Raw genomic sequence first — 22289 nt, forward strand, 5'->3', positions numbered from 1 at the left:
ATGGCGCTCGCTCAACTTATACAATCTTCTAATCAACTTATCATTCATTCCCATTTTTATATTTATGGAGATGCAGCGACTGAGACATTAGCCAAACAGATCGGCAATGATATTGCACAGCATTGGAATGAACCGCAGGCAAACATTCTTTATAAACACGATTGGTATAAATTGATTTTCGAAGTTAAAGCTGTATATGAACCACAACTGAAACCGGAAGATGTTTGGTATAATACCGATCCCAAGTTATTCTTTTTCCGCATTGAAGAGTATTCACCATTGGATATCTCGTTTGTGGATGGCATTGGCAGCAACACCGGTTTTTTTAAACTCGCCAACCTGTTACAAACATCAACAACTGCTGCACATGAGTATGGGCATATGATCGGTCTCCATCATCCCAAAGATTTGGACATTCGTGGTGCAGGAACGCCGGGCATCATGTATCCACGTGGTACGTTGTGCGATCCACATTTTCAATACGATGCTTCTGCAATGGCGGGACAAAAAGGCGGTACGCTGGATCCTAAACATCGCAAAGTATTAACAGAGGATATTCAACAACTCAAGCTCCACAAACTGGATTATGATGAAGCCGGTTTCGCCGTTCTTGGAGATTTTACAAGTATTTATCATGCACGTTACCTGCCAAAAGAATAATCAGTTACATTTAATCTTCATTTTATCATCACAAACAAATCTATGAGCGTATTACAGGTTCAGGATCTCAAAAAAACTTACGGAAAAATACAGGCACTGAAAGGTGTATCATTCGAAATACCGCAAGGTGCTGTGTTTGGTATTCTCGGCCCGAACGGAAGTGGTAAAACAACCATGCTCAGCATTATCCTCGATGTGCTGAATGCAGACAGTGGTACTTACTCCTGGTTTGGCGAACCCGCTTCACCCGATTTGCGCAAGCGCATCGGTTCTTTATTGGAGACACCCAACTTTTATCATTATCTCTCCGCTGTAAATAATTTAAAGATCACGAACAGCATCAGTGGCCGTGGCGATGCAGCAGCAATTGATGCTGTATTGCAGAAAGTAAAATTGTATGAACGTCGCAACAGTAAGTTCAGCAGTTTCAGTTTGGGTATGAAACAACGGTTAGCCATAGCTGCAGCATTACTCGGTGATCCGCAGATATTGGTACTGGATGAACCAACAAACGGGCTTGATCCTGTTGGTATCATGGAAATACGTGAACTGATCATTGAACTCAGCAAAAAAGGACATACGATTATCATGGCGAGTCACCTGCTCGATGAAGTGGAAAAAGTTTGTACACATGTGGCGATTTTGAAATTGGGAACATTGGTTACTTCAGGATCGGTTGAAGACGTTTTGGTAGATGAAGATGTAGTTGAAATTGGAGCTGCAGATATGGTGCAATTGCAAAATGTACTCAGCAATTATCCCGGCAAAACAACAGTAACCATCAATGCGCAAACCATACAATTGCATTTTCCAAAAGGTACTGCCAGTGCAGAAGAGGTGAATCGTTATTGTTTTAATCATGGTATTGCGTTGCAATATCTCTCCATCAAGAAAAAGAGGTTGGAAGAGAGATTCTTTGAACTTACTAACAACTAACCTTATCAATTCAAATTTATATGCTTCACTTATTACGAACAGAGTGGCTGAAACTCAAAAATTATCCCGGCTTTTGGTGGATCATGGGTATAACAGTGTTGTCTTATCCCAGTATCAACTTCATGTTTTACAACATTTACAAGCAAAATACAGCCAATTCAAAAACTGCAGCACAAATGCTGAAGATGCTGATCGGCAATCCATTTGAATTTCCTGAAGTATTCCGAACGACAGCTTTTGCATCTTCATTGTTTGTAATAATTCCGGCTATTCTGGTGATCATGCTTATCACCAACGAGTATACCTACAAAACAAACCGGCAAAATGTAATTGATGGCTGGAGCAGGAATGAGTTTCTGGTTGCCAAGTTTTTAAATGTCGTGATCATTTCATTGATCGTAATTGCCCTTTATGTGATCGTTACACTCTCTATAGGATTTAGTACAACTGGTTCCGATGTAAAAGATAAATTTCAACTGGTTCATTATATTGGACTCTTTAGTTTACAGACATTTGCTCAATTATCGTTTGCTTTTTTGTTGGGTCTTCTTATTAAGCGAGCTTTCATTGCCTTAGGCGCATTCATCTTTTATAAAATCATTGTTGAAAATATTGGCGCTGAATTACTGAACAGATATGTGCATGCCGATACCGGTCGTTTTTTGCCGACTGAATCTTCTGATCTGTTAACACCTGTGCCAGCGTTTCTGGGAAGGCTCGACCCAAAAGTATATGATCATGCCCTAAGCCTCATCAATCAGCAAGTGTTTGTTACAATCGGATATGTGTTAATTTTCTGGGCATTGGTTTTCTGGATCTATAAAAAGCGTGACCTTTGATAACGATGAAAAAACTTACGATCATACTTTTTGCGTTAGTGATTTGTAGAGCATCGCTTTCTGCACAAAATATAAATACCGTTATTAAAACGGAAGCGTTGAAAATGGCGAAGGCACTTTCTGCAATGGATATGGAATCTTATGCTGCATTTATGTATCCCACATTGGTAAGTGATAAAGCTTCAAAGGAAAAAATAAAGCAGGGCATTGATTCGGTTAATAAATACCGTGAGCAGTTTGGCCTGAAAGTAAAACAGATATTGATCGGTAATCCATCTGCCGTGCAAACACACAAAGGCATTATGCAATGCACATTGCCGCAAACAACAACTGTTGAAGCAATGATGGGAACACTCAGTCTTGAAACAACATTGATCGGTTTGTCAGACAACGGAACCAAATGGTATTTTGTTGATGCAATGCTGTACAGGCAAAAAGAATCAAAAGAAAAATTACCTGAGCTGAGCCCCGCTATTGTTATCCCGCCCATGAAACCACCTGTGATGACAGGTGCGGATGGCAAGAAAATAAATTAAGCGATCAATTCATTCAATGCAGCATCAAGTGAGGGATACAGAAATTGAAAACCACTGTTCCTGATCTTTGCTGCACTCACTGTTGCACTTTTCAATACTTCAATACTCATTTCGCCAAGCACTACTTTCAATGCAAAAGATGGAACCGGCATTGTAATAAATGCTCGGCCTTTCATTTTTGTTGCAAGCGCCAGTGTAAGATCTTTATTTGAAACAGGATTTGGTGACACCGCATTGAACGCACCGTTTAACTGATCATTCTCCAGTGCATATTCATACATGCGCACAAGATCATTGATGTGTATCCAGCTCACTATTTGTTTGCCACTTCCGAGCACCGCAGCTAAACCAAAACGAAGTGGTTTTTTAAATTCAACTAATGCTCCGCCATCATTACTCAACACAATTCCTGTGCGGAGTTTTACCAAACGTTTACCAAGTTTTGTAACAGGTTCAATACTTTGTTCCCATTCTTCGCAGGTAATGCCTAGGAAATCCTGGTAAGCAGGATCGGTTTCTGCAAAAGCATTTTTTTTATCAGGACCATACCAACCAATGCCCGATGCACTTACCACCGCCTTTACTTTGTTGGGAATTTCATTTAATGCTTTTACAATTAGGGCGCTGCCATCTACCCGACTTTTCCTGATCTCTTCTTTTCGTTTATTTGTCCAGCGTTTATCTGCCACACCAGCACCTGCCAGGTGAATAATGTAATCTGTTTCTGCAATGGCTTTCTCATCAATGGTTCCGTTTTCAGGGTTCCATTGCCGATAACTGACAAGCGGCTGATTACTGTTTTTTGCGGAACGGCTAAGAATAATAATGGCATGACCTTTGGCCGATAAATAGTGCGTAAGCGCCTTGCCGATTAAACCTGTTCCTCCTGTGATACAAATTGTTGCCATGAAAAGTTTATTGTTTTTTGTTAATCGTATGTAATATAATTTTTAACGGCATCTTTATACGAAATGTTCGCTTTCAACGTAATTTTAAAGAAGTAATCAATGAGAGATATGAAGATCTTAAAAACGATAGTACCAGCCATAATACTTTTGCTTGCTGTTTTTTCTGCAAAGGCACAACGCATTTATTACTCTGAGCCCGACCGTGATGATCTGCGTCAGCTCAAGTTTGAAGTTATGGGTAAATATGGCAGCAATTATCTTGTGTATAAGAGCATACGCAGCCGCCACTTTATTGCTGTTTACGATGCAGAGATGAAACAGAAGGATAAAATAGAGCTTGATTTTATTCCCGACAGGGCTATTAATGTTGATGTTTTCTCGAATCCTGAACATTCAATGGTCATCTATCAATACCAAAAGAAAAATGTTGTTTACTGCATGGGTGTGCAAATTGATGGTAACGGGAAAAAAATCGGCGAACCTCTTGAACTGGATACAACACAACTGAGCATTTTCAGCGATAATAAAATTTACAGTACCATCATGAGTGATGATAAACAAAAACTCATGGTGTTTAAAATGAAGAACAGGCAACGTGATGATTTCAGCATTCAAACAGTTTTGCTTAGCCATAACCTGATGCCGTTACGTAAATCATCGTTCAACTACCACCTTGAAAATTCAAGAGAAGCCATTGCAGATTTTTATCTTGACAACGATGGCAATTTCCTTTTCAGTCATGTAACACGCCCTGCATCGAGAGATTATATCAATGAAGCCAAGCTGGTGGTGTTGCCTGTGTATGCCGATTCGATCAAATCATTTAAACTCACATTGGATAAAGTGTTGCTTGATGAACTAAGAATTAAGGTTGATAATCTCAATGGCCGTTATATCCTTACTTCGCTCTACTCTAAATCAAAACGGGGTAATATTGACGGGTTGTTTACAGCTATTATTAACAAAGATCTTACGGGAACTGATATTGAAAAAACAATTGAGTTTGATGATGAGTTTCGTGCGTTGGCGAAGGGAGATAATTCAGCAAAATTGGCCTTTAATGATTATTTCCTGAAACATCTTGTTGTGAAAAAAGATGGAGGGTTACTGATCACAGGTGAAAATACGTATGGTAACTCAAGAGGCGGCGGCTTTAACCGTTGGGATAATCCATGGATGTGGGGCAACAGTTTTTATCCGGGAAATTATTGGGGCTGGAACCCTTATAACAACTGGGGCTGGGGTGGTTATGGTGGCTGGAACTCTCCTTATGGGTTTAACAACAGTCAGCAAACAAGATATTATGCTGATAACATCATGGTGATCTCGCTCGATAAAGATGCCAATATGCAATGGAACAATGTGATCGCAAAAGCGCAGTTTGATGATAACACAGACAATATGATCAGCTACCAGTTGATGAACAGCGGTGCTGAATTGTTGTTCCTGTATAATGAGTGGAGCAGACGTTCGCCTTTGCTGAATGCACAATCACTCGATCCTAACGGAAGAGTAAACAAAGAACCGCCATTAAAAAGTCTTGATAAAGGATATGAATTTATGATCCGCTTTGGCAAGCAAGTGAGTGCAAGGGAAATGATCGTTCCTTGTTTGTATCGCAACTCATTCAGCTTTGCACGTATCGAATTTTAGCCTTGTAAATTTTTATATTGTAAATACCGGGACCATGTTCCGGTATTTTTTTTGGTGAAGTGAATTTCTTTCGGAATGTTTGTGCCGCAAATCAATTAGCACTGTGATTCGTTTTTTCTCCGGCAATAATCCGCTGAATGTTATTATTCTGTTTTTCTTAGGGCTTCTTATTAAGTTGCCTTACTTCATTACGCCGGTTATCCCAAAACCGGAAGTAACGGATGGCTTCCTCTATATTGAATTACTGAAGACATTACAGCAAAGCGGTGCAGTTTTTCCTGTGCTTTACAGCATTCTTGCATTTGTGCTGTTGTTTACACAGGCAATTACTTTTAATGGCCTGGTGAACGATCAGAAACTGTTTTCAACACCCAATTACCTTCTGGCTCTATCTTATCTCGTAATTACCAGTGTGGTTCCTGAGTGGAATGTATTATCACCGGCACTCATCATTAACACAATTCTTGTGTGGGCATGGCCACGCATGGTGGGCTTGTATAATCATCAAAAACCTAAAACTGTCTTGTTTAATATCGGGTTTGGGTTTGGTCTTTGTTCTTTCTTTTATTTTCCTTCAGCCTACTTATTGCTCTTGCTGATTGTGGCGCTCATTCTTTTCCGCCCGTTTTATTTAACCGAGTGGTTGATCGCTATCCTTGGCATTCTTACTCCGTTTTACTTTTTACTCGTTTACTTTTTTGTGTGGGATAAATGGGCAATGGTGAAAGGAGTAGTTCCAGCTCAATACCTGCGTTTGCCCGATGTATCGTTTAACTGGGAGTTTTGGGTGAAGTTTTCACTCGTGGTGTTCCCGTTGATCGTGGGCTTGCTGATGAGCCGTACTTATTCAACCCGCCTGCTGGTTCAAACCCGCAAGAGTTGGAATTTCATGATCTTTTACCTCATTATTTCGCTGTTCATTCCATTTGTGAATAGTTTTCAGGGACTTACCCATTGGGTGCTGGCAGTAGTGCCCATCAGTCTTTTTCATGCGGCTTTTTATTTCTATCCTAAAAAGAAAACCTTCCCTGAACTTATTTTCTGGCTTAGCCTTATCTGGATCGTGGCAAATTATGCGATCCTGAACAGCTAAATCGGCCTCAATCCTTACCTTTGCGTTTTCCCTATATAATATGAAATTTGGTATCGTTGTATTCCCCGGCAGTAATTGCGACAGAGACATGCAGGACTCCCTGCAAAATGATATGAACCAGGAAGTGGTGATGCTCTGGCATAAAGACAAAGACCTCAGCATGTTTTCAACCGACGACTGTATTGTATTGCCCGGCGGATTTTCCTACGGCGATTACCTGCGTTGCGGCGCTATTGCCCGTTTCAGCCCCATGATGGAAAGTGTGATCGCTTTTGCCAATAAAGGTGGTAAGGTGCTGGGTGTTTGTAATGGTTTCCAGATCTTGTGCGAAAGCCACCTGCTCCCCGGTGCTTTGTTGCGCAATGCCAATCAAAAATTCATTTGTAAGAATATTTACCTCGATGGAATAGGCGGTACAGCTCTAAAAATTCCGATCGCTCATGGTGAGGGCCGCTATTTTGCTGATGAAAAAACTTTGGATGAATTGGAAGCCAACGGCCAGGTGATCTACCGTTATTGCGATGAAAACGGACTTATTACACCTGAAGCCAATCCAAATGGAGCCATCCGCAATATTGCCGGTATTTCCAATAAAGAAGGCAATGTCTTCGGTATGATGCCTCACCCTGAACGTGCTACAAGCACTATTTTAGGCAATACCGATGGGCGTAAAATACTCAATGCTTTGTTAATCAATGCTGCTGTTGCAATCTGATAGAGCCAGTTGAATCGTAAATGATTTGATAAAGTTTTTATTTGTGACAAAGCTGACATTTCCGTAAACGATTTGGGGTCATCTTTGTAATAGAAACAGAAAGTACAAATCCATGGAAAAATTTATTACAACTATTGGTTTATTGTTCATTTCAGTTGCCTTGTTTGCACAAAGCGGCAGCAAGGTGAAATGGGACTATACGGTAAAGAAACTTGCTGATAAGAAATACGAGGTGCGTATGGTGGCGAATATTCAGCCGGGCTGGCATTTATACAGTCAAACGCAAGGCGCTGATGCTATTGCATTGCCAACCACGATTACATTCGCTAAAAATCCACTCCTGGTGGTGAGTGGCAAACCGAAAGAAGTTGGTAAAGTAACCGATGCTTTTGATAAAGCCACACAATCCCGTTCACGCTTTTATTCCAACAAAGTGGAATTTGTACAGGTTGTTACAGTGAAATCAAATGTAAAAACTTCGCTTACAGGTGATGTAGAATTTATGGTGTGTGATGATAAGCAATGCCTTCCTCCCGATAAATCAAAATTCAGCGTCAAGTTAGAAGGATAAAAAAATTGATCCCGCTTTCTACAAAGCGGGATTTTTAAACTCTGTTTATCATGAGGTTATTTCTACGCTCTGCTTTTGTTATAATCAGCTCCCTTTTTTTCAGCAATATTTCAAGCGCACAGGATTCAAGCTTTGTGCAGTGGGAGGTGAGCAGTAAAAAAATAAGTAGTACTGAATACGAATTAGTATTTAAGGGCAAGCTGAAGCCGGGTAAATTTTTATACCTGTTTGCAAAAGATGCTGAAGGACTCGATCCAATTATTGTAAAGTTTACTGATAGCGCTATTTTGAATGATGGCTCGATGCAAATTCAGCAAGGCAGCAGTTCTTATGCTGATCCCATTTTTGATAACAAGAACGTGCTTATAGCAAAACAGGATGTTTCTCTTTTACAAAAAATAAAGATCAATGGCACTGTTCCTGCTCAATTAAAAGGAACACTGATTTATGCAACAGGTGCTGCTGAAGAATTTTTGCCTGCACAGGAATTTGTATTTGATGTAAAGCTGGAGGGTGGTGTAGCGCAAACAGCACGTATCAAGATCAACTCTATTGATTTGAATAATACCGCAAGTGATTGTGGTGATGAAGGAACCGAAGGGAAAAGTTTATGGGGCATTTTTCTATTGGGATTAATTGGAGGTTTCATCGCCTTACTTACACCTTGTGTGTTTCCGTTAATACCATTAACTGTTTCGTTCTTTACGAAACGTAGTGGAAGCAGGGCAAAGGGCATTCGTAATGCATTGCTGTATGGCTTCTTTATTTTCATCATCTACATTTTATTAAGTCTGCCGTTTCATTTGCTCGATCAAACTGATCCGGAGATACTCAATAATATTTCAACCAACGTTTGGCTCAACATTATCTTCTTCGTCATTTTTGTAGTGTTTGCTATTTCCTTCTTTGGTTATTTTGAAATCACACTGCCAGGCAATTTTGCCAACACTGCCGATTCAAAAGCAAGTGTGGGCAGCACATTAGGGATATTCTTCATGGCATTAACGCTGGCTATTGTTTCATTCTCTTGCACCGGTCCAATTCTTGGTTCATTACTGGCAGGTGCATTAACAAAAGATGGTGGTGCTATTCAGTTAAGTTTCGGCATGGGTGGTTTTGGTTTGGGTTTGGCATTGCCATTTGCTTTGTTTGCGATGTTTCCTAACTGGCTGCAGTCATTGCCAAAGAGTGGTGGCTGGTTAAACACCGTGAAAGTGGTGCTGGGCTTTTTAGAACTGGCCATGGCAGTGAAATTCCTGAGCAATGCTGATCTGGTGAAACAATGGCACCTGTTACCACGTGAAGTGTTCATTGGTATTTGGGTGATCATTGGTGTGTTGCTGGTGATGTATTTGTTAGGACTTATCCGCTTTCCGCATGATGATAAGAAGATCAAGATCGGCGGCATTCGCTGGACCTTCATTGCGTTGTTTGCAGCCGCAACGATCTATTTAATACCCGGCATTACCAATACGAAATGGGCCAACCTGAAATTGATCAGTGGGTTTCCTCCGCCATTGTGCTACAGTGTGTATTCGCATCCGGTGAATTGTGAAACTTCATTAGAACCATTGCGTGATTATGAAGAAGCATTGGCCTTGGCCAGACAGCAGAATAAACCTTTGCTTATCGACTTTACAGGTTGGGCATGTGTAAACTGCCGCAGGATGGAAGAAAATGTATGGACCAATCCTGATGTGCTGGAACTGATGCAGAATAAGTTTGTGGTTGTGTCATTGTATGTTGATGAACGTAAAGTGTTGCCTGCTGCTCAACAGCAAACTTTCACTACAAAAACCGGAGTGAAGAAAGAAATTGTAACTGTAGGTGATAAATGGGCAACTTTTCAGAGCGAAAATTTCAACGCCGTTGCTCAGCCCCAATATGCAATTATCGGGCTGGATGAAACAGCTCTCACAAGAACAAAAGCTTATACGCCAAGCGCAGCTGAGTTTAAGTTATGGCTTGAGTGTGGGTTGGATGCTTTTGCGAAAAAAGCGAAATAGTTTTCCGAACGATGAAAGGATTGCGTCGCAACAGTCGTCGCTAAGAAAATATACAGCTGGTACAAAAATAAAAACCCTCCGCTAAACGGAGGGTTTCCTGGTTTTGTCAGGTTCTCTTACAGGAAATGATTTTTACAGAGCGATTTGCTTTTCTGTCATCATCTTACGCATGTTGATGAGCCCGTAACGCATACGACCTAAGGCAGTGTTGATGCTGCAGTTAGTGAGCGATGCAATTTCTTTAAAGCTCAGATCAGCGTAATGACGCAGAATGATCACTTCACGTTGTTCTTCAGGTAACAGATCCAGCATCCTGCGGATGCGGTCATAACTCTGGTTTTTCATCATCTTTTCTTCAGCATTTTCACTGCTGAAATTCAGTACTTCGAAAATATCGTGATTATCACTTGTCTTAATTGTTGGTGTACGCTTAACCCTGCGGAAATGATCTACACAAAGGTTGTGTGCAATACGCATGGCCCATGGAAGAAATTTTCCTTCTTCCGTATAACGGTTGCCACGTATGGTATCAATTACTTTGATGAACATATCCTGGAAAAGATCTTCGGCCAGGTATTTGTCCTTCACAAGTAAGAATATGGAAGTGTAGAGCTTGTCTTTATGACGCAGCACTAATGTTTCCATGGCCTCGCCTTCACCATCTTTAAAGAGGTGAACGAGTTGTTGATCGGTAAATTGTTGATACAGATGCATACACTTCTACGGTTGATGGTTTTCAAAAAAGGGATTCAGCTAATAAGCAAAACTGAAATTGTTGTGTAGAAGTTTGATGCTATAGGCAGAAGAAATTTGGGTTTCTGATTTGAATATTGAATTTCAGAATAAAAATAACAGAAATAGTTCAACTTTCCAACATTCAGAATTATTTAACGTATTACCCCGCAGCGTTCTAATAGTATTTTTCCCACATTGTAGTTAAAGGCAGGACAAGAGGTCTTTAGGTTTTTGTAGAAACATTCCCGGCTACCTGCACAACTTTCCTATATCTTTCTTCTTACGATTTGTTTATCAGCTAAATTTGTTTTTCTATGGCTACAGCGGTAAAAAAGAAGCAGATCGATCTTTCGGCTCCCTTAAAGAAAGATGATATTTATATAAAAGGCGCAAGGGTTCACAATCTCAGGAATGTTTCAGTAAAGATCCCACGTAATAAATTAATTGTGGTAACGGGAGTATCGGGCAGTGGCAAATCGTCACTAACCATTGATACACTTTATGCCGAAGGTCAACGCCGGTATGCTGAAAGTTTAAGTGCTTATGCCCGGCAGTTCCTCAACCGGATGAACAAACCTGATGTGGATTATATCAAAGGATTGTGTCCCGCCATTGCCATTGAACAAAAAGTGATCACCCGCACACCGAGAAGTACGGTGGGTAGCATGACGGAGATATATGATTATCTGCGGTTGCTGTTTGCCAGAGCCGGTAAAACTATTTCGCCGGTTAGTGGTAGAGAAGTAAAGAAAGATGATGTGGCCGATGTGGTAAAAGCTATTCAAAATTGTAAAGAAGGAGCGAAGATTTTATTGCTGGTTAAATTTCCGATGCATGCCAAACGCAGCATCAAAGAAGAATTGAACATTCTCTTGCAAAAAGGCTTTACGAGAATTTATAAGAAAAATGAAACCGGCAAAGCAAAAGCGGAAACAGGTGAAACACTTTCCATAGAAGATCTGCTGGAGCAAACGGAGAAAGATTTGAATGCACAGTTTGTGACCACAAAGTCAAAGACTGTTATTTATGTATTGGTCGATCGTTTAGTTGCAAAAGAGTTTGATGAAGATGAAGTGCATCGTATTGGTGATAGCGCAAACACAGCTTTTTTTGAAGGTGAAGGAGAAGTATATGTTGAGATAGATGGAAAAGAGTTGCTGCATTTTTCAAACAGGTTTGAATTAGATGGGATCAAGTTTGAAGAACCTGTACCTAATTTATTCTCCTTCAACAATCCTTATGGTGCTTGCCCTGTGTGTGAAGGGTTCAGCCAGGTGCTGGGTATTGATGAAGACCTGGTGATACCGGATAAAAGCTTAAGTGTGTACGAAGGTGCCGTTGCTCCCTGGAAAGGAGAAAAACTGGGTTGGTGGAGAGAACAGTTCATTAAAGCAACTGCAAAAACAGGATTTCCTGTTCATAAGCCAATCATCGATCTAACAAAGCAGCAATACGATCAACTGTGGAAAGGTGTTGGTACGGCTTTGGGCATTGATGATTTCTTTAAAGAAGTAGAACAGAACTTATACAAGGTACAATACCGTGTGTTATTGAGTCGCTATCGTGGGCGTACACAATGTACTGATTGTGGAGGCTATCGTTTGCGCAAAGAAGCATTGTACATTAAAGTGGGAGACAAACATATTGGTGAGTTGTGTGAAATGCCAACGAAAGAATTAAAAGTTTGGTTTGATGAATTGAAGTTGAGCGAGTATGATCAAAGCGTTGCAAAACGTATACTCATTGAGATCAATAACCGCATACAAACTTTGTTGCAGGTTGGGCTCGGTTATCTTACATTAAATCGTTTGGCGAATAGTTTAAGCGGTGGAGAAAGTCAACGTATTCAATTGACTCGATCTTTGGGTAGTAATCTCACAGATTCGTTATACATTCTGGATGAGCCTTCTATTGGTTTGCATCCCAGAGATACTGCCAATCTGATTACCGTATTGAAGGAATTACGCAACCTTGGTAATACTGTTGTGGTAGTTGAGCATGATGAGATGATAATGCGAGAAGCAGATCATATTATTGATATGGGGCCATTTGCAAGTCACTTAGGTGGCGAAGTAATTGCTGAAGGCGATTATGATGCTGTCGTCAGCAATAAAAAAAGCTTGACGGGAAAATATCTGAGCGGTGCAATGGAGATTCAGGATTTTGGCAAGCCTCGCAAATGGAACAGAAGTATTAAAGTGGAAGGTGCACGGCAACACAATCTCAAAAATATTACTGTTGAATTTCCATTGAATGTCTTGTGCGTAGTAAGTGGTGTGAGCGGTAGTGGTAAAACAACTTTGGTAAAAAACATTCTCTATCCTGCATTAAGTAAACTGAAAGGAGAATTTGGCGACAGACCCGGTATGCACAAACAACTGAGTGGTGATATTGATTCTATTGCACAAATTGAAATGGTTGATCAGAACCCAATTGGTAAAAGCAGTCGTAGTAATCCTGTTACATACATTAAAGCATACGATGAAATAAGAGATCTGTATTCAAATCAACCATTGAGTAAGATCCGAGGATTTCAGCCAAAACATTTTTCGTTTAATGTTGATGGTGGAAGATGCGATGCCTGCAAAGGTGAAGGTGAGCAGGTAGTTGAAATGCAGTTCCTTGCTGATGTGCATTTAACATGCGAAGTGTGTGGCGGCAAACGTTTTAAAGAAGAAGTACTTGATGTGAAGTATAACGATAAAAATATTTACGATGTGCTGGAGATGAGTGTGGATGAAGCCATTGACTTCTTTCGTGCAGAAAAAGATCTTGTACGCAAGTTAATGCCGTTGAGCGATGTTGGCTTAGGTTACGTAAAGCTGGGACAAAGTAGTGATACATTGAGTGGCGGTGAAGCACAACGTGTAAAACTTGCTTCTTTTTTAGGCCGTGGTAACAGTCAGGGAAATATTCTTTTCATCTTTGATGAGCCAACAACCGGTTTGCATTTTCATGATATCAATAAACTACTGAAGAGTTTTCATGCATTGATCGAGAAAGGACATTCTGTTCTGGTGATTGAACACAATACCGATGTGATCAAACGTGCAGATTGGGTAATTGATCTTGGTCCTGAAGCAGGCGATGGTGGCGGCGAAGTAGTGTACACCGGTTTGCCATCAGGAATGAGCAAAGCAAAAAACAGCAGAACCTCAAAGTATATTGTTTAGTAAATAATCACTGTTTGATCCTGTCTTGTTCCTTTTGTGTCAGTAAGAACAACCCTGTAGGTTCCTTTTGCAAGGTGGCTGATATTCATTTCAAGATTACCTGATGAGGTTTTTTCAAAATGAAATTGTTCAGTGCGGATTGCATTTGAATTGTATAGTGTAACTGTAACAGCTCCGAGCAATTGGGTTGGGTCTATCTGCAAACTCAATCGTGAAGAAACAGGGTTGGGATATATCGTAAACCCTTTTGCTGAATGATCTTCAATCTTTTCAGTATTCGAGTAGAATAATTCTCCGTTATTGCCTTCTGCTTTTACACGATAATATGAAATGCCGAGGGTTAAAAAGCTATCTGTTTCGTAATAAGTATTCACCTGCAGCTGGGATATTGCAGCAGGTTGTTTTCTAATAGTTTTCCAACTACGGTTGTCGGTACTTTTCTCTAACGTATAAGATGCTATCTGGCTCTCATCACTAACAGTCCAGTTGAATTTTGCCTGTTTCTGATTGTTTGTTTTTGCGATGAATGATTGAAATTTTACCGGCAGAATACTTAGGGAGAATCCGGCTGGCGATGCGCCTGAATGTGTGTCGGAATAAGCCGGGCCAACGATTGTTCCATCGGTGTTTCCCTTGTACTTCGACACGCCATTTATTTTTATTACTTCGGAAGGGCCTGAACCCGAAATAGAACCGCCGATATAGACAATGACTTTTGCCGCATTGCCCAATTCAAGCTTGCCACCCGAATTAAAATCAAGTGTTCCATAAATTTTAATAACAATATCAGGTAATGTGTTATAGATATTTGTCTTTACTGAAATTGTTACACCGGCGGGAATAATGACTGTATCGCCACTTTGAGGAATCCCGGAAGGTGACCAGTTACCGGCAACATTCCATCCCTGACCGCTATTGCTAATGGCTGTTTTAGTGGTTGCATTTACCCGAAGAAGGCATGCAAAAAACATGAAGATTATGAAAATGGATTTCATAAGGATGTGGATTTGATGAGTCAAAATTAAGGGTAAGCACTTATTTAAACAATAGGATATACCCTGCTTTTTAAATAAGGGTAATAGTGCTTTTGAATCAGTAGAAATACGTTTTTTTAGGCTGTTGTTTAAATTGTATTAAATAAAAAGCCCAACTGTTCAAACAGTTGGGCTATACTTATTAGCAAGGAAACTAATCGGTTTACCGAAGTCGGTCCATACTTTTAATGAGCTTTTCGTCTTTACGAATACCCAGCCACGCCAGAATAAAAAAGATCGGTATTACGAAGCTGATTACAGAAGTGAGTGTGAAACTACCCTGTACATAGGTTTTGGTTTGCTGAAAATAAACCGCCAGCGCCACGAGTTGCAATACAATTCCCAGCAGGCTTAGTCGTATTTGAAGCTTACGGTTTTTATACAGGAAAATAGTGATCAGGGCCAGTAAGCCAACTGCTACACTCAGGATCATTAACAGGAAATGAGAACTGCCGGTTAACTCTTCAAAAAGGTTATTGTCTTTATTGCCGCTGTAAAATGAAAGCTTCAGCGTGGCAAACGATGCTGCCGCCGCCAATAATAACCAAATTGTTTGTATTCGTTGTATCATAGCAACTGTTTCAATGGTTTAAATTAACCCAATTCAGGATATAACGGGAATTGTTCCATAAAAGCATTTACTTCTTTGCGGATGCCGGCAAGAATTGCTTCATCATCTGCATTCATCAAACTACGGTCAATTACATCAACTACAAAATCCATATGCTCTTCTTTCATACCACGTGATGTAATAGCAGCCACACCTGTGCGGATGCCGCTTGTTACAAACGCACTCTTATCATCGAAAGGAACCATGTTCTTATTGGTGGTGATCTCAGCTTTACCTAATACAGCCTCCGCCTTTTTACCGCTGATGTTTTTGTTACGCAGATCGATCAACATTAAATGATTATCTGTGCCGTTTGAGATCAATTGGTATTCTCTTTTTACAAACGATGCTGCCATAGCTTGTGCATTTACCTGCACTTGCTTTGCATATACAGTAAAGTCATCGCTTAAAATTTCACCAAAAGCAACTGCTTTTGCTGCAATTACATGTTCTAATGGTCCGCCTTGCTGACCAGGGAATACAGCCATATCAAGCAGGTTACTCATCATGCGCACATTACCTTTCACATCCTTCAATCCAAATGGATTTTCAAAATCTTTGTGCATGAGGATGATACCACCACGTGGGCCACGTAATGTTTTATGAGTAGTAGAAGTTACAAAGTGACAATGTTCAAACGGAGAACTCAATAATCCTTTGGCAATTAAACCTGCAGGGTGTGCCATATCGCACAGTACAAATGCACCAACCTCATCGGCTACCTTGCGAATGCGTGCATAATCCCAATCACGGCTGTAAGCACTGGCGCCGCAATAAATTAATTTTGGTTTGAGCGTGCGTGCTTTTTCTTCCAGTGTTTCATAATCAATCAAACCTGTTTCTTTCACCACACCATAAGAATGTGCTTCGTATAATTTACCGCTGTAGTTAACTGGTGAACCATGGGTAAGGTGTCCGCCCATGCTCAGATCAAGACCCAATGTAATATCGCCGGGTTTCAAAATAGCGCTTGTAACAGCAGCATTTGCCTGTGCGCCACTATGCGGCTGCACGTTAGCATATTCGCAATTGAAAATTTCTTTTAAACGATCGATGGCTAATTGTTCTGTTTGATCAACAATTTCGCAACCGCCATAGTAACGGCGGCCAGGGTAACCTTCTGCATATTTATTGGTGAGCACGCTGCCCATTGCCTGCATTACCTGTAAAGAGGTAAAGTTTTCAGAGGCAATAAGTTCGATACCGTGGCGCTGACGTTGTAATTCCTGGTTGATGAGATTGAAGATGGTTGTGTCCCTTTGCATGAGTCGTTTTGTTCGTTTTATTGAAGGATTGCTGCTACATGAACAGAACGTAGAAGCGAGCGTGGCAACAAATGCTGCAAAAAGTTACAGTTGCCGGTAACATAACACTCAACTAGTTCTGTTTGGCGGGGCAAAAATAAGCCCGTAGCAGTTGTATAAAGAACTTTGCCGATGTTTTTTATGAACAGAATTTAAAGATGTGCTGTGATCGATTAATTCAAAATGTGCTACTTTAGCCGCTTCGATTTGAGACCAGGCTTACGATAGTTTGCTTTCTCCAATGAGAAAAGCGGGCTTACTTGGCAAATGAGACAATAGAAACGAACAAATGAAAGCAATCATTCCGGTGGCAGGTGCAGGTACTAAGCTGCGGCCACATACATATACGCAACCCAAAGCGCTCATACCCATTGCAGGCAAAACCGTTTTGAGCATTATTGTGGAGCAATTACAAGACGCTGGGGTAAGCGAATTCATATTTATTACAGGCTACTTGGGGGAAAAGATCCAGGATTATGTAAAAGAAACTTTTCCAACTATCAGCAGCACATTTGTAAACCAAAGCGAAAGACAAGGGCTTGGCCATGCTATTTTGCTTACAAAAGACGTGGTGCAGAATGATGAAGTGATCATTGTGCTGGGAGATACGATCTGTGAGTATAACATTAAAGAAGTGTTGCAAACCAATGCTTCAATGCTGGCAATAAAAAAAGTAGATGATCCCCGCAACTTTGGTGTGGCAGAAGTTGATGAAGAAGGTAAGATCATGAAAGTGGTTGAGAAACCACAGATACCAAAAAGTAATATGGCGCTTGTTGGTATTTATAAGATCAGCAATTCAGCTATGATGTATGATTGCCTGGAAGTAAACTTTCGTGATGGAGTAAAGAACAGAGATGAATACAGCTTAACCGATGCATTGCAATGCATGATCGAAAAAGGAGAGCCTTTTCAATCGTTCAGAGTGTTGAACTGGTTCGATTGCGGACATAAAGATTCATTGCTTGAATCAAACGCCACGTTGCTGAAGAAATTCGGCACTTCTATTTCACCCGATCATCGTTTTGAGAATGTGATTTTGGTAGAACCCGTGAGCATTGGTAAAAACTGTGAAGTGCGTAATTCGATTATTGGTCCCAATGTTTCTGTTGGAGATAATACAACCATTAACTATTCCATCATCAAAGAATCGATCATTGGTTCTTATGCAGACTTGTTTGATATTGTATTGGAAGAAAGCCTCATTGGCAGCGATACAGAAGTGAAAGGCGAAACAAGAAGTTTAAATATTGGTGATAATACAGAGATCGATCTGGGATAAAATGCACTTAGCTGATTAGCTAATTGGCAAATTTGCTGATTATGTTTTCCAACCGCATCACACAACTCTTCAACATAGAAAAGCCCATCATCCAGGCAGGAATGATCTGGGCAAGCGGCTGGCGTTTAGCCAGTGCCGTAAGTAATGCCGGTGGCTTGGGTATTATTGGCAGCGGCAGCATGTATCCTGATGTATTGCGTGAACATATTCAAAAATGCAAAGCAGCAACTGCCAAACCTTTTGCTGTAAATGTGCCTTTGCTTTATCCTGATATTGATCAACTCATCAGCATTATTATCGAAGAGGGTGTGAAGATCGTTTTTACCAGTGCAGGTAATCCCAAAACCTGGACGGCAATTTTAAAAGAAAAAGGTATCACGGTTGTTCATGTGGTAAGCAGCAGCAAGTTTGCATTAAAAGCACAGGAGGCAGGATGTGATGCAGTGGTAGCTGAAGGTTTTGAAGCAGGTGGGCATAACGGGCGTGAAGAAACAACAAGCATGGTATTGATACCTGCCGTAAAAAAAGCTGTGCATATTCCGGTAATTGCAGCAGGCGGGATTGCAACAGGCAGACAAATGCTTGCGACAATGGTGCTTGGAGCAGAAGCAGTGCAGATCGGCAGCCGTTTTGTAGCGAGTGAAGAAGCAAGCAGTCATCTCAATTTTAAACAAGCTGTTATTAATAGTAGTGAAGGTGATACCGTTCTTACATTGAAACAACTGGCACCAGTTCGACTCATCAAAAATGATTTTTACAACCAAGTGCAGGAAGCTGAGCAAAGAGGTGCATCAAAAGAAGAACTCATTCAATTGCTTGGCCGTGCAAGGGCAAAGCGAGGCATGTTCGAAGGCAACCTTGATGAAGGTGAACTGGAGATAGGACAGGTGAGTGCTTTACTTGATGATATTTTACCCGCCGCCACAATTACCGAAAACATCTGGATGGAATTCAATAAAGCCCTGGCCAATCCACTTGGTTCAGCTTAATCGGTTTTTATCCTGTCGGTTTTTTCCTTCAATTCTTTCATTAGTTTTTCCTGAAGTTCCAGTTGCTGCTCCATTAATTCCCGGGGTTGAGTCAAGAGCAATTCCTCTTCCTGCGGAAAATCAGGGATATTCGGAACATCGGGTATCATTGGCAATGGGCCAAATTCAACCATAGCATCGGTGTTTGTGAAATTTGATGACCAGGTTTGTTGTAGCAGCATGTCCTTTTTTGCCCAAAAAAAGCAACCGCCAAGGAATAGCACAATTGCAAACCTTCTAAAGTTAGAGTGATGATAAGGCATAATAAATAATTTTGGCTAATTTACGATTGAATTCGTAGATTTGAAACGGAAGAAAGATTTTCAGAACAATTTAACAGGCTCAATTGTCATAAAATTGATAAAAGTAATGTTATAAGTTCTGTAACTTTAAACTCTTATCATCGTAAAACTATTGTTATGAAGAAACTACTCCTCGCATCGATCCTCATGACAGGCGTTTCAATTAGTGCACAAGCATCTGCAGATAAAGGAAATGAAACCGGCTCTGTACAAGGCGTTGTTATCGATGCCGAAACAAAAAAACCTGTTGCGAATGCTTCGTTTACTGCTTCAATTCGTAAAGCTTCTTTCCAGAAAGAAGTTACTACCGATGCAAACGGTAAATTTAATTTAAGTAATGTGCCTGTCGGTGAGCATACCATAGTAATCGATAAGGTTGGCTATCGTGCAACTAAAAAGGAGGCAATTCTTGTGAAGGAAGGATTGCTGTTGAAAATTGAATTTGAAGTGATACCGGCAGAAGAAGAAATACATCAGCCGTTTATGGCACCCATTACCATTCATTCTTTTTAAGTTTAAATAAAAAATCCCCCGATGTTTATCGGGGGATTTTTATTTCCGGTCGTTCCTGATTTTATTAAGCTTTGCGGAAAGCCCATTTGGCCATTTCTTTCAGTGTTACTTTCTTTCCATACAACAAGATTCCTGTGCGATAAATTTTTGCACTGAGCCATGTTGTGAATAAAAAGCCGAGTATGAGCGAACCCATTGATATAGCCAATTGCCACCAGGGAACTCCAAACGGTATACGTGCCATCATTACAATCGGTGATGTAAATGGAATAATGCTTCCCCAAACTGCTAATGAACCTGAAGGATTCTGAATGGCATTTACCATGATGAAGATGCCCAACACAATTGGCAACGTAATTGGTAACATTAATGATTGTGCTTCCTGCGGATCTTCATTCACCACACTGCCAACTGCAGCAAACAGTGAAGCATAGAATAAGTAACCAAATAAGAAGAAGAAAATAAAACAAGGAATAATTAATGCCCAGTTAGCACTTAATACCGTTGTTTTTGCTTCCAGTATTTTTAATGCCATTGTATTATTCTGCGCCATGGATGGCATCGACTCATTCATCTGTTTTGCCTGCTCTAACACTTCAGGTGAAATAAACAAACTGCTAAGCGATGAAAGCACAAAAACAAGGATGATCCATAGGAATAACTGTGTTAAGCCAACGGCAGCAATACCAATGATCTTTCCAAGCATAAGTTGAAATGGTTTTACACTGCTCACCATTACTTCTGCAATACGGTTTGTTTTCTCTTCCATTACGCCACGCATAACAGCCGTGCCGTAAATAAACAATACAATATAAATGATGAAGCCGCTTGCATAGCCTATGGCCAATGCCAGCATCTTGTTATCTTCTTTTATCTCTTCGCCTTTTACCTGGTATGAACGATAGTTGAGTGATGATGCACTTTCGCTTTGCTGTTTAATAGAATCGAGGATGCTGCGTGTTACGCCACGCTCCATCAACATCCTGTTCTCATTTATTTTCTGTAGCTGATTCTTGATAGCCTCATCCGTTGCAAGACCTAATTGTTTTTCTGTATACAAACGAACAGAATCGGCTTTTTGCGGAGTTGATGAATAAACGATCAACAAGCCTTCATAGCCTTTGTCCTGGTAATTGTTTTTTGTAACAGCATCAGGATAGCCAAACGAAACGGCTGAGCCATCTTTAAAGTTATTCTTGTAAATGCCGCTTTGATCATCCACAGCTATTTTACGTTGTTCAGTACTGTTTGCACCAATGAAAGCGCCACCGAAGATGAGTGCAAACATCAGCAAAGGAAACAGGAAAGTAGAGAGCAGGAAGGTTTTGTTGCGTACCCTTGTAATGTACTCCCGTTTTATAATGATCCAGATCTTATTCATATACTAATATATTAAGCAGTAACAGTTTCAAATTGTCTTGCAGTTGGTGTGCCTTCAATCAGCCTGATGAAAATTTCATTCAGTGAAGGAAGTATTTCATGATAAGCCACGATCATGCTTTGCTGGTTGATGAAGTGCAGCAAAATGTCGTTCGATTGATAACCTTCATTGATCTTGAGTGTAAGATCAGTCCCATTCTGCTTTACAATACTGAAGGAAGGATGTTGCAGTGTTGCAGGTAAACGATCAACTTCGGCTGTGAAAATATGCTGCTTGAATTGCTGTTTGATTTCTTTTACACTTCCATCAAGGATCTTTTGTCCTTTATTCACCAATACAATATGATCGCAGATCTCTTCCACCTGTTCCATACGATGTGTACTGAAGATGATTGTTGTTCCTTTTTTTGCAAGGTTGAATATCTCATCTTTTATCAGGTTGCTGTTCACCGGATCTAAACCACTGAATGGTTCATCAAGGATCACCAGTTTTGGTTCGTGCAAAACCGTGGTAACAAACTGCAGTTTTTGTCCCATCCCTTTTGAGAGATCTTCCACCTTTTTGTTCCACCAGCTTTGCATTTCAAACTTCTCAAACCATTCTTTTACGTTTGCAAACGCATCCTGTTTACTCATTCCTTTCAGTTGTGCAAGGTACATGGCTTGTTCGCCTACTTTCATTTTTTTATACAGGCCTCTTTCTTCAGGCATGTAACCAATATTGATCACATCATTAACTGGGTCGAACTTTTTCCCGTTGAGTAAGATGTTGCCTGCATCAGGATAAAATATTCCCGTGATCATGCGAATGAGCGTTGTTTTACCGGCACCGTTAGGGCCGAGCAAACCAAAAATTGATCCTTGACTGATGGTGAAGCTGATATCGTCCACCGCCTTTTGAGAAGAAAAGTATTTCTTCAGGTTTTGAACTTCTAAGATGGTACTCATATTGCAGTATTAGAGTGCAGGTTGCACAATTTGTTACAAGGTAGGGTAGAAAAAATTGCAGAA

Annotated in this window: 21 protein-coding genes; 13 read left to right on the top strand and 8 right to left on the bottom strand. The window is 40.5% G+C overall.

Going from position 1 to position 22289, the window contains the following annotated elements; all coding sequences use genetic code 11:
• The 4 genes from H4075_RS05355 to H4075_RS05370 are packed head-to-tail and all read left to right on the top strand — an operon-like array spanning position 1 to position 2971.
• Positions 1-660: a peptidase M10 gene (locus H4075_RS05355; RefSeq protein WP_182804854.1), complete on the top strand. Its 660-nt coding sequence runs from the start codon at positions 1-3 to the stop codon at positions 658-660.
• A gap of 42 nt (positions 661-702) precedes the next feature.
• Positions 703-1596, top strand: a complete 894-nt coding sequence (locus H4075_RS05360) for an ABC transporter ATP-binding protein (RefSeq protein WP_182804855.1) — start codon at positions 703-705, stop codon at positions 1594-1596.
• A gap of 20 nt (positions 1597-1616) precedes the next feature.
• Positions 1617-2435 (top strand): ABC transporter permease, encoded by an 819-nt coding sequence (locus H4075_RS05365; RefSeq protein ID WP_182804856.1) that lies wholly within the window; start codon positions 1617-1619, stop codon positions 2433-2435.
• A gap of 5 nt (positions 2436-2440) precedes the next feature.
• Entirely contained in the window at positions 2441-2971 is a 531-nt protein-coding gene (locus H4075_RS05370) for a hypothetical protein (protein ID WP_182804858.1), read from the top strand.
• Here the strand turns inward: H4075_RS05370 and H4075_RS05375 are convergent.
• The gene (locus H4075_RS05375) at positions 2968-3879 is read right to left on the bottom strand and encodes a TIGR01777 family oxidoreductase (RefSeq protein WP_182804859.1); all 912 of its coding nucleotides are present in this window, start codon (positions 3877-3879) and stop codon (positions 2968-2970) included. The two genes, H4075_RS05370 and H4075_RS05375, sit on opposite strands and share 4 nt — an antisense overlap.
• Positions 3880-3987: 108 nt before the next feature.
• On the opposite strand from H4075_RS05375, the gene H4075_RS05380 reads away from it, so the two are divergent.
• From H4075_RS05380 to H4075_RS05400, 5 genes are all read left to right on the top strand, one after another.
• A complete protein-coding gene (locus H4075_RS05380) occupies positions 3988-5532 on the top strand; it encodes a hypothetical protein (RefSeq protein WP_182804861.1) in 1545 nt (514 codons plus the stop codon).
• Between the two features lie 103 nt (positions 5533-5635).
• The gene (locus tag H4075_RS05385) at positions 5636-6625 is read left to right on the top strand and encodes a hypothetical protein (RefSeq protein WP_182804863.1); all 990 of its coding nucleotides are present in this window, start codon (positions 5636-5638) and stop codon (positions 6623-6625) included.
• Positions 6626-6665: 40 nt separating this feature from the next.
• Positions 6666-7340, top strand: coding sequence for a phosphoribosylformylglycinamidine synthase subunit PurQ (gene purQ / locus H4075_RS05390; protein WP_182804865.1), 675 nt, complete (start codon positions 6666-6668; stop codon positions 7338-7340).
• A gap of 112 nt (positions 7341-7452) precedes the next feature.
• Positions 7453-7911 (top strand): protein-disulfide reductase DsbD domain-containing protein, encoded by a 459-nt coding sequence (locus tag H4075_RS05395; protein ID WP_182804867.1) that lies wholly within the window; start codon positions 7453-7455, stop codon positions 7909-7911.
• A gap of 50 nt (positions 7912-7961) precedes the next feature.
• Positions 7962-9917 carry a protein-disulfide reductase DsbD family protein gene (locus H4075_RS05400; protein WP_182804869.1) on the top strand — a complete coding sequence of 652 codons (1956 nt, stop codon included), beginning with the start codon at positions 7962-7964 and terminating at the stop codon, positions 9915-9917.
• Positions 9918-10049: 132 nt separating this feature from the next.
• Here H4075_RS05400 and H4075_RS05405 read toward each other — a convergent pair whose 3' ends face one another.
• Entirely contained in the window at positions 10050-10631 is a 582-nt protein-coding gene (locus tag H4075_RS05405) for an RNA polymerase sigma factor (protein ID WP_182804871.1), read from the bottom strand.
• A 335-nt stretch (positions 10632-10966) separates the two neighbouring features.
• Here H4075_RS05405 and uvrA point away from each other — a divergent pair, with 335 nt between their 5' ends.
• On the top strand, positions 10967-13825 hold the full coding sequence (uvrA, locus tag H4075_RS05410) for an excinuclease ABC subunit UvrA (RefSeq protein WP_182804873.1): 2859 nt from the start codon (positions 10967-10969) through the stop codon (positions 13823-13825).
• Here the strand turns inward: uvrA and H4075_RS05415 are convergent.
• From H4075_RS05415 to H4075_RS05425, 3 genes are all read right to left on the bottom strand, one after another.
• Positions 13822-14820, bottom strand: coding sequence for a T9SS type A sorting domain-containing protein (locus H4075_RS05415; RefSeq protein ID WP_182804875.1), 999 nt, complete (start codon positions 14818-14820; stop codon positions 13822-13824). The genes uvrA and H4075_RS05415 overlap by 4 nt on opposite strands.
• Positions 14821-15022: 202 nt before the next feature.
• Entirely contained in the window at positions 15023-15430 is a 408-nt protein-coding gene (locus H4075_RS05420) for a DUF4293 domain-containing protein (RefSeq protein WP_182804876.1), read from the bottom strand.
• Positions 15431-15453: 23 nt separating this feature from the next.
• Positions 15454-16734 (bottom strand): serine hydroxymethyltransferase, encoded by a 1281-nt coding sequence (locus tag H4075_RS05425; protein WP_182804878.1) that lies wholly within the window; start codon positions 16732-16734, stop codon positions 15454-15456.
• A 328-nt stretch (positions 16735-17062) separates the two neighbouring features.
• On the opposite strand from H4075_RS05425, the gene H4075_RS05430 reads away from it, so the two are divergent.
• Both H4075_RS05430 and H4075_RS05435 read left to right on the top strand, forming a co-directional pair.
• The gene (locus H4075_RS05430) at positions 17063-18055 is read left to right on the top strand and encodes a sugar phosphate nucleotidyltransferase (protein WP_182804880.1); all 993 of its coding nucleotides are present in this window, start codon (positions 17063-17065) and stop codon (positions 18053-18055) included.
• A gap of 41 nt (positions 18056-18096) precedes the next feature.
• Positions 18097-19044, top strand: a complete 948-nt coding sequence (locus tag H4075_RS05435) for an NAD(P)H-dependent flavin oxidoreductase (protein WP_182804881.1) — start codon at positions 18097-18099, stop codon at positions 19042-19044.
• Here H4075_RS05435 and H4075_RS05440 read toward each other — a convergent pair.
• A complete protein-coding gene (locus tag H4075_RS05440) occupies positions 19041-19265 on the bottom strand; it encodes a hypothetical protein (RefSeq protein WP_182804883.1) in 225 nt (74 codons plus the stop codon). The genes H4075_RS05435 and H4075_RS05440 overlap by 4 nt on opposite strands.
• A gap of 237 nt (positions 19266-19502) precedes the next feature.
• Here H4075_RS05440 and H4075_RS05445 point away from each other — a divergent pair, with 237 nt between their 5' ends.
• On the top strand, positions 19503-19898 hold the full coding sequence (locus tag H4075_RS05445; RefSeq protein WP_182804885.1) for a carboxypeptidase-like regulatory domain-containing protein: 396 nt from the start codon (positions 19503-19505) through the stop codon (positions 19896-19898).
• A gap of 64 nt (positions 19899-19962) precedes the next feature.
• Here H4075_RS05445 and H4075_RS05450 read toward each other — a convergent pair whose 3' ends face one another.
• Both H4075_RS05450 and H4075_RS05455 read right to left on the bottom strand, forming a co-directional pair.
• Positions 19963-21279: an ABC transporter permease gene (locus H4075_RS05450; protein WP_182804886.1), complete on the bottom strand. Its 1317-nt coding sequence runs from the start codon at positions 21277-21279 to the stop codon at positions 19963-19965.
• Positions 21280-21290: 11 nt separating this feature from the next.
• The gene (locus tag H4075_RS05455; protein WP_182804888.1) at positions 21291-22226 is read right to left on the bottom strand and encodes an ABC transporter ATP-binding protein; all 936 of its coding nucleotides are present in this window, start codon (positions 22224-22226) and stop codon (positions 21291-21293) included.
• Positions 22227-22289 lie beyond the last annotated feature (63 nt).

Source organism: Lacibacter sediminis (genome assembly GCF_014168535.1).
Lineage (GTDB): Bacteria > Bacteroidota > Bacteroidia > Chitinophagales > Chitinophagaceae > Lacibacter > Lacibacter sediminis.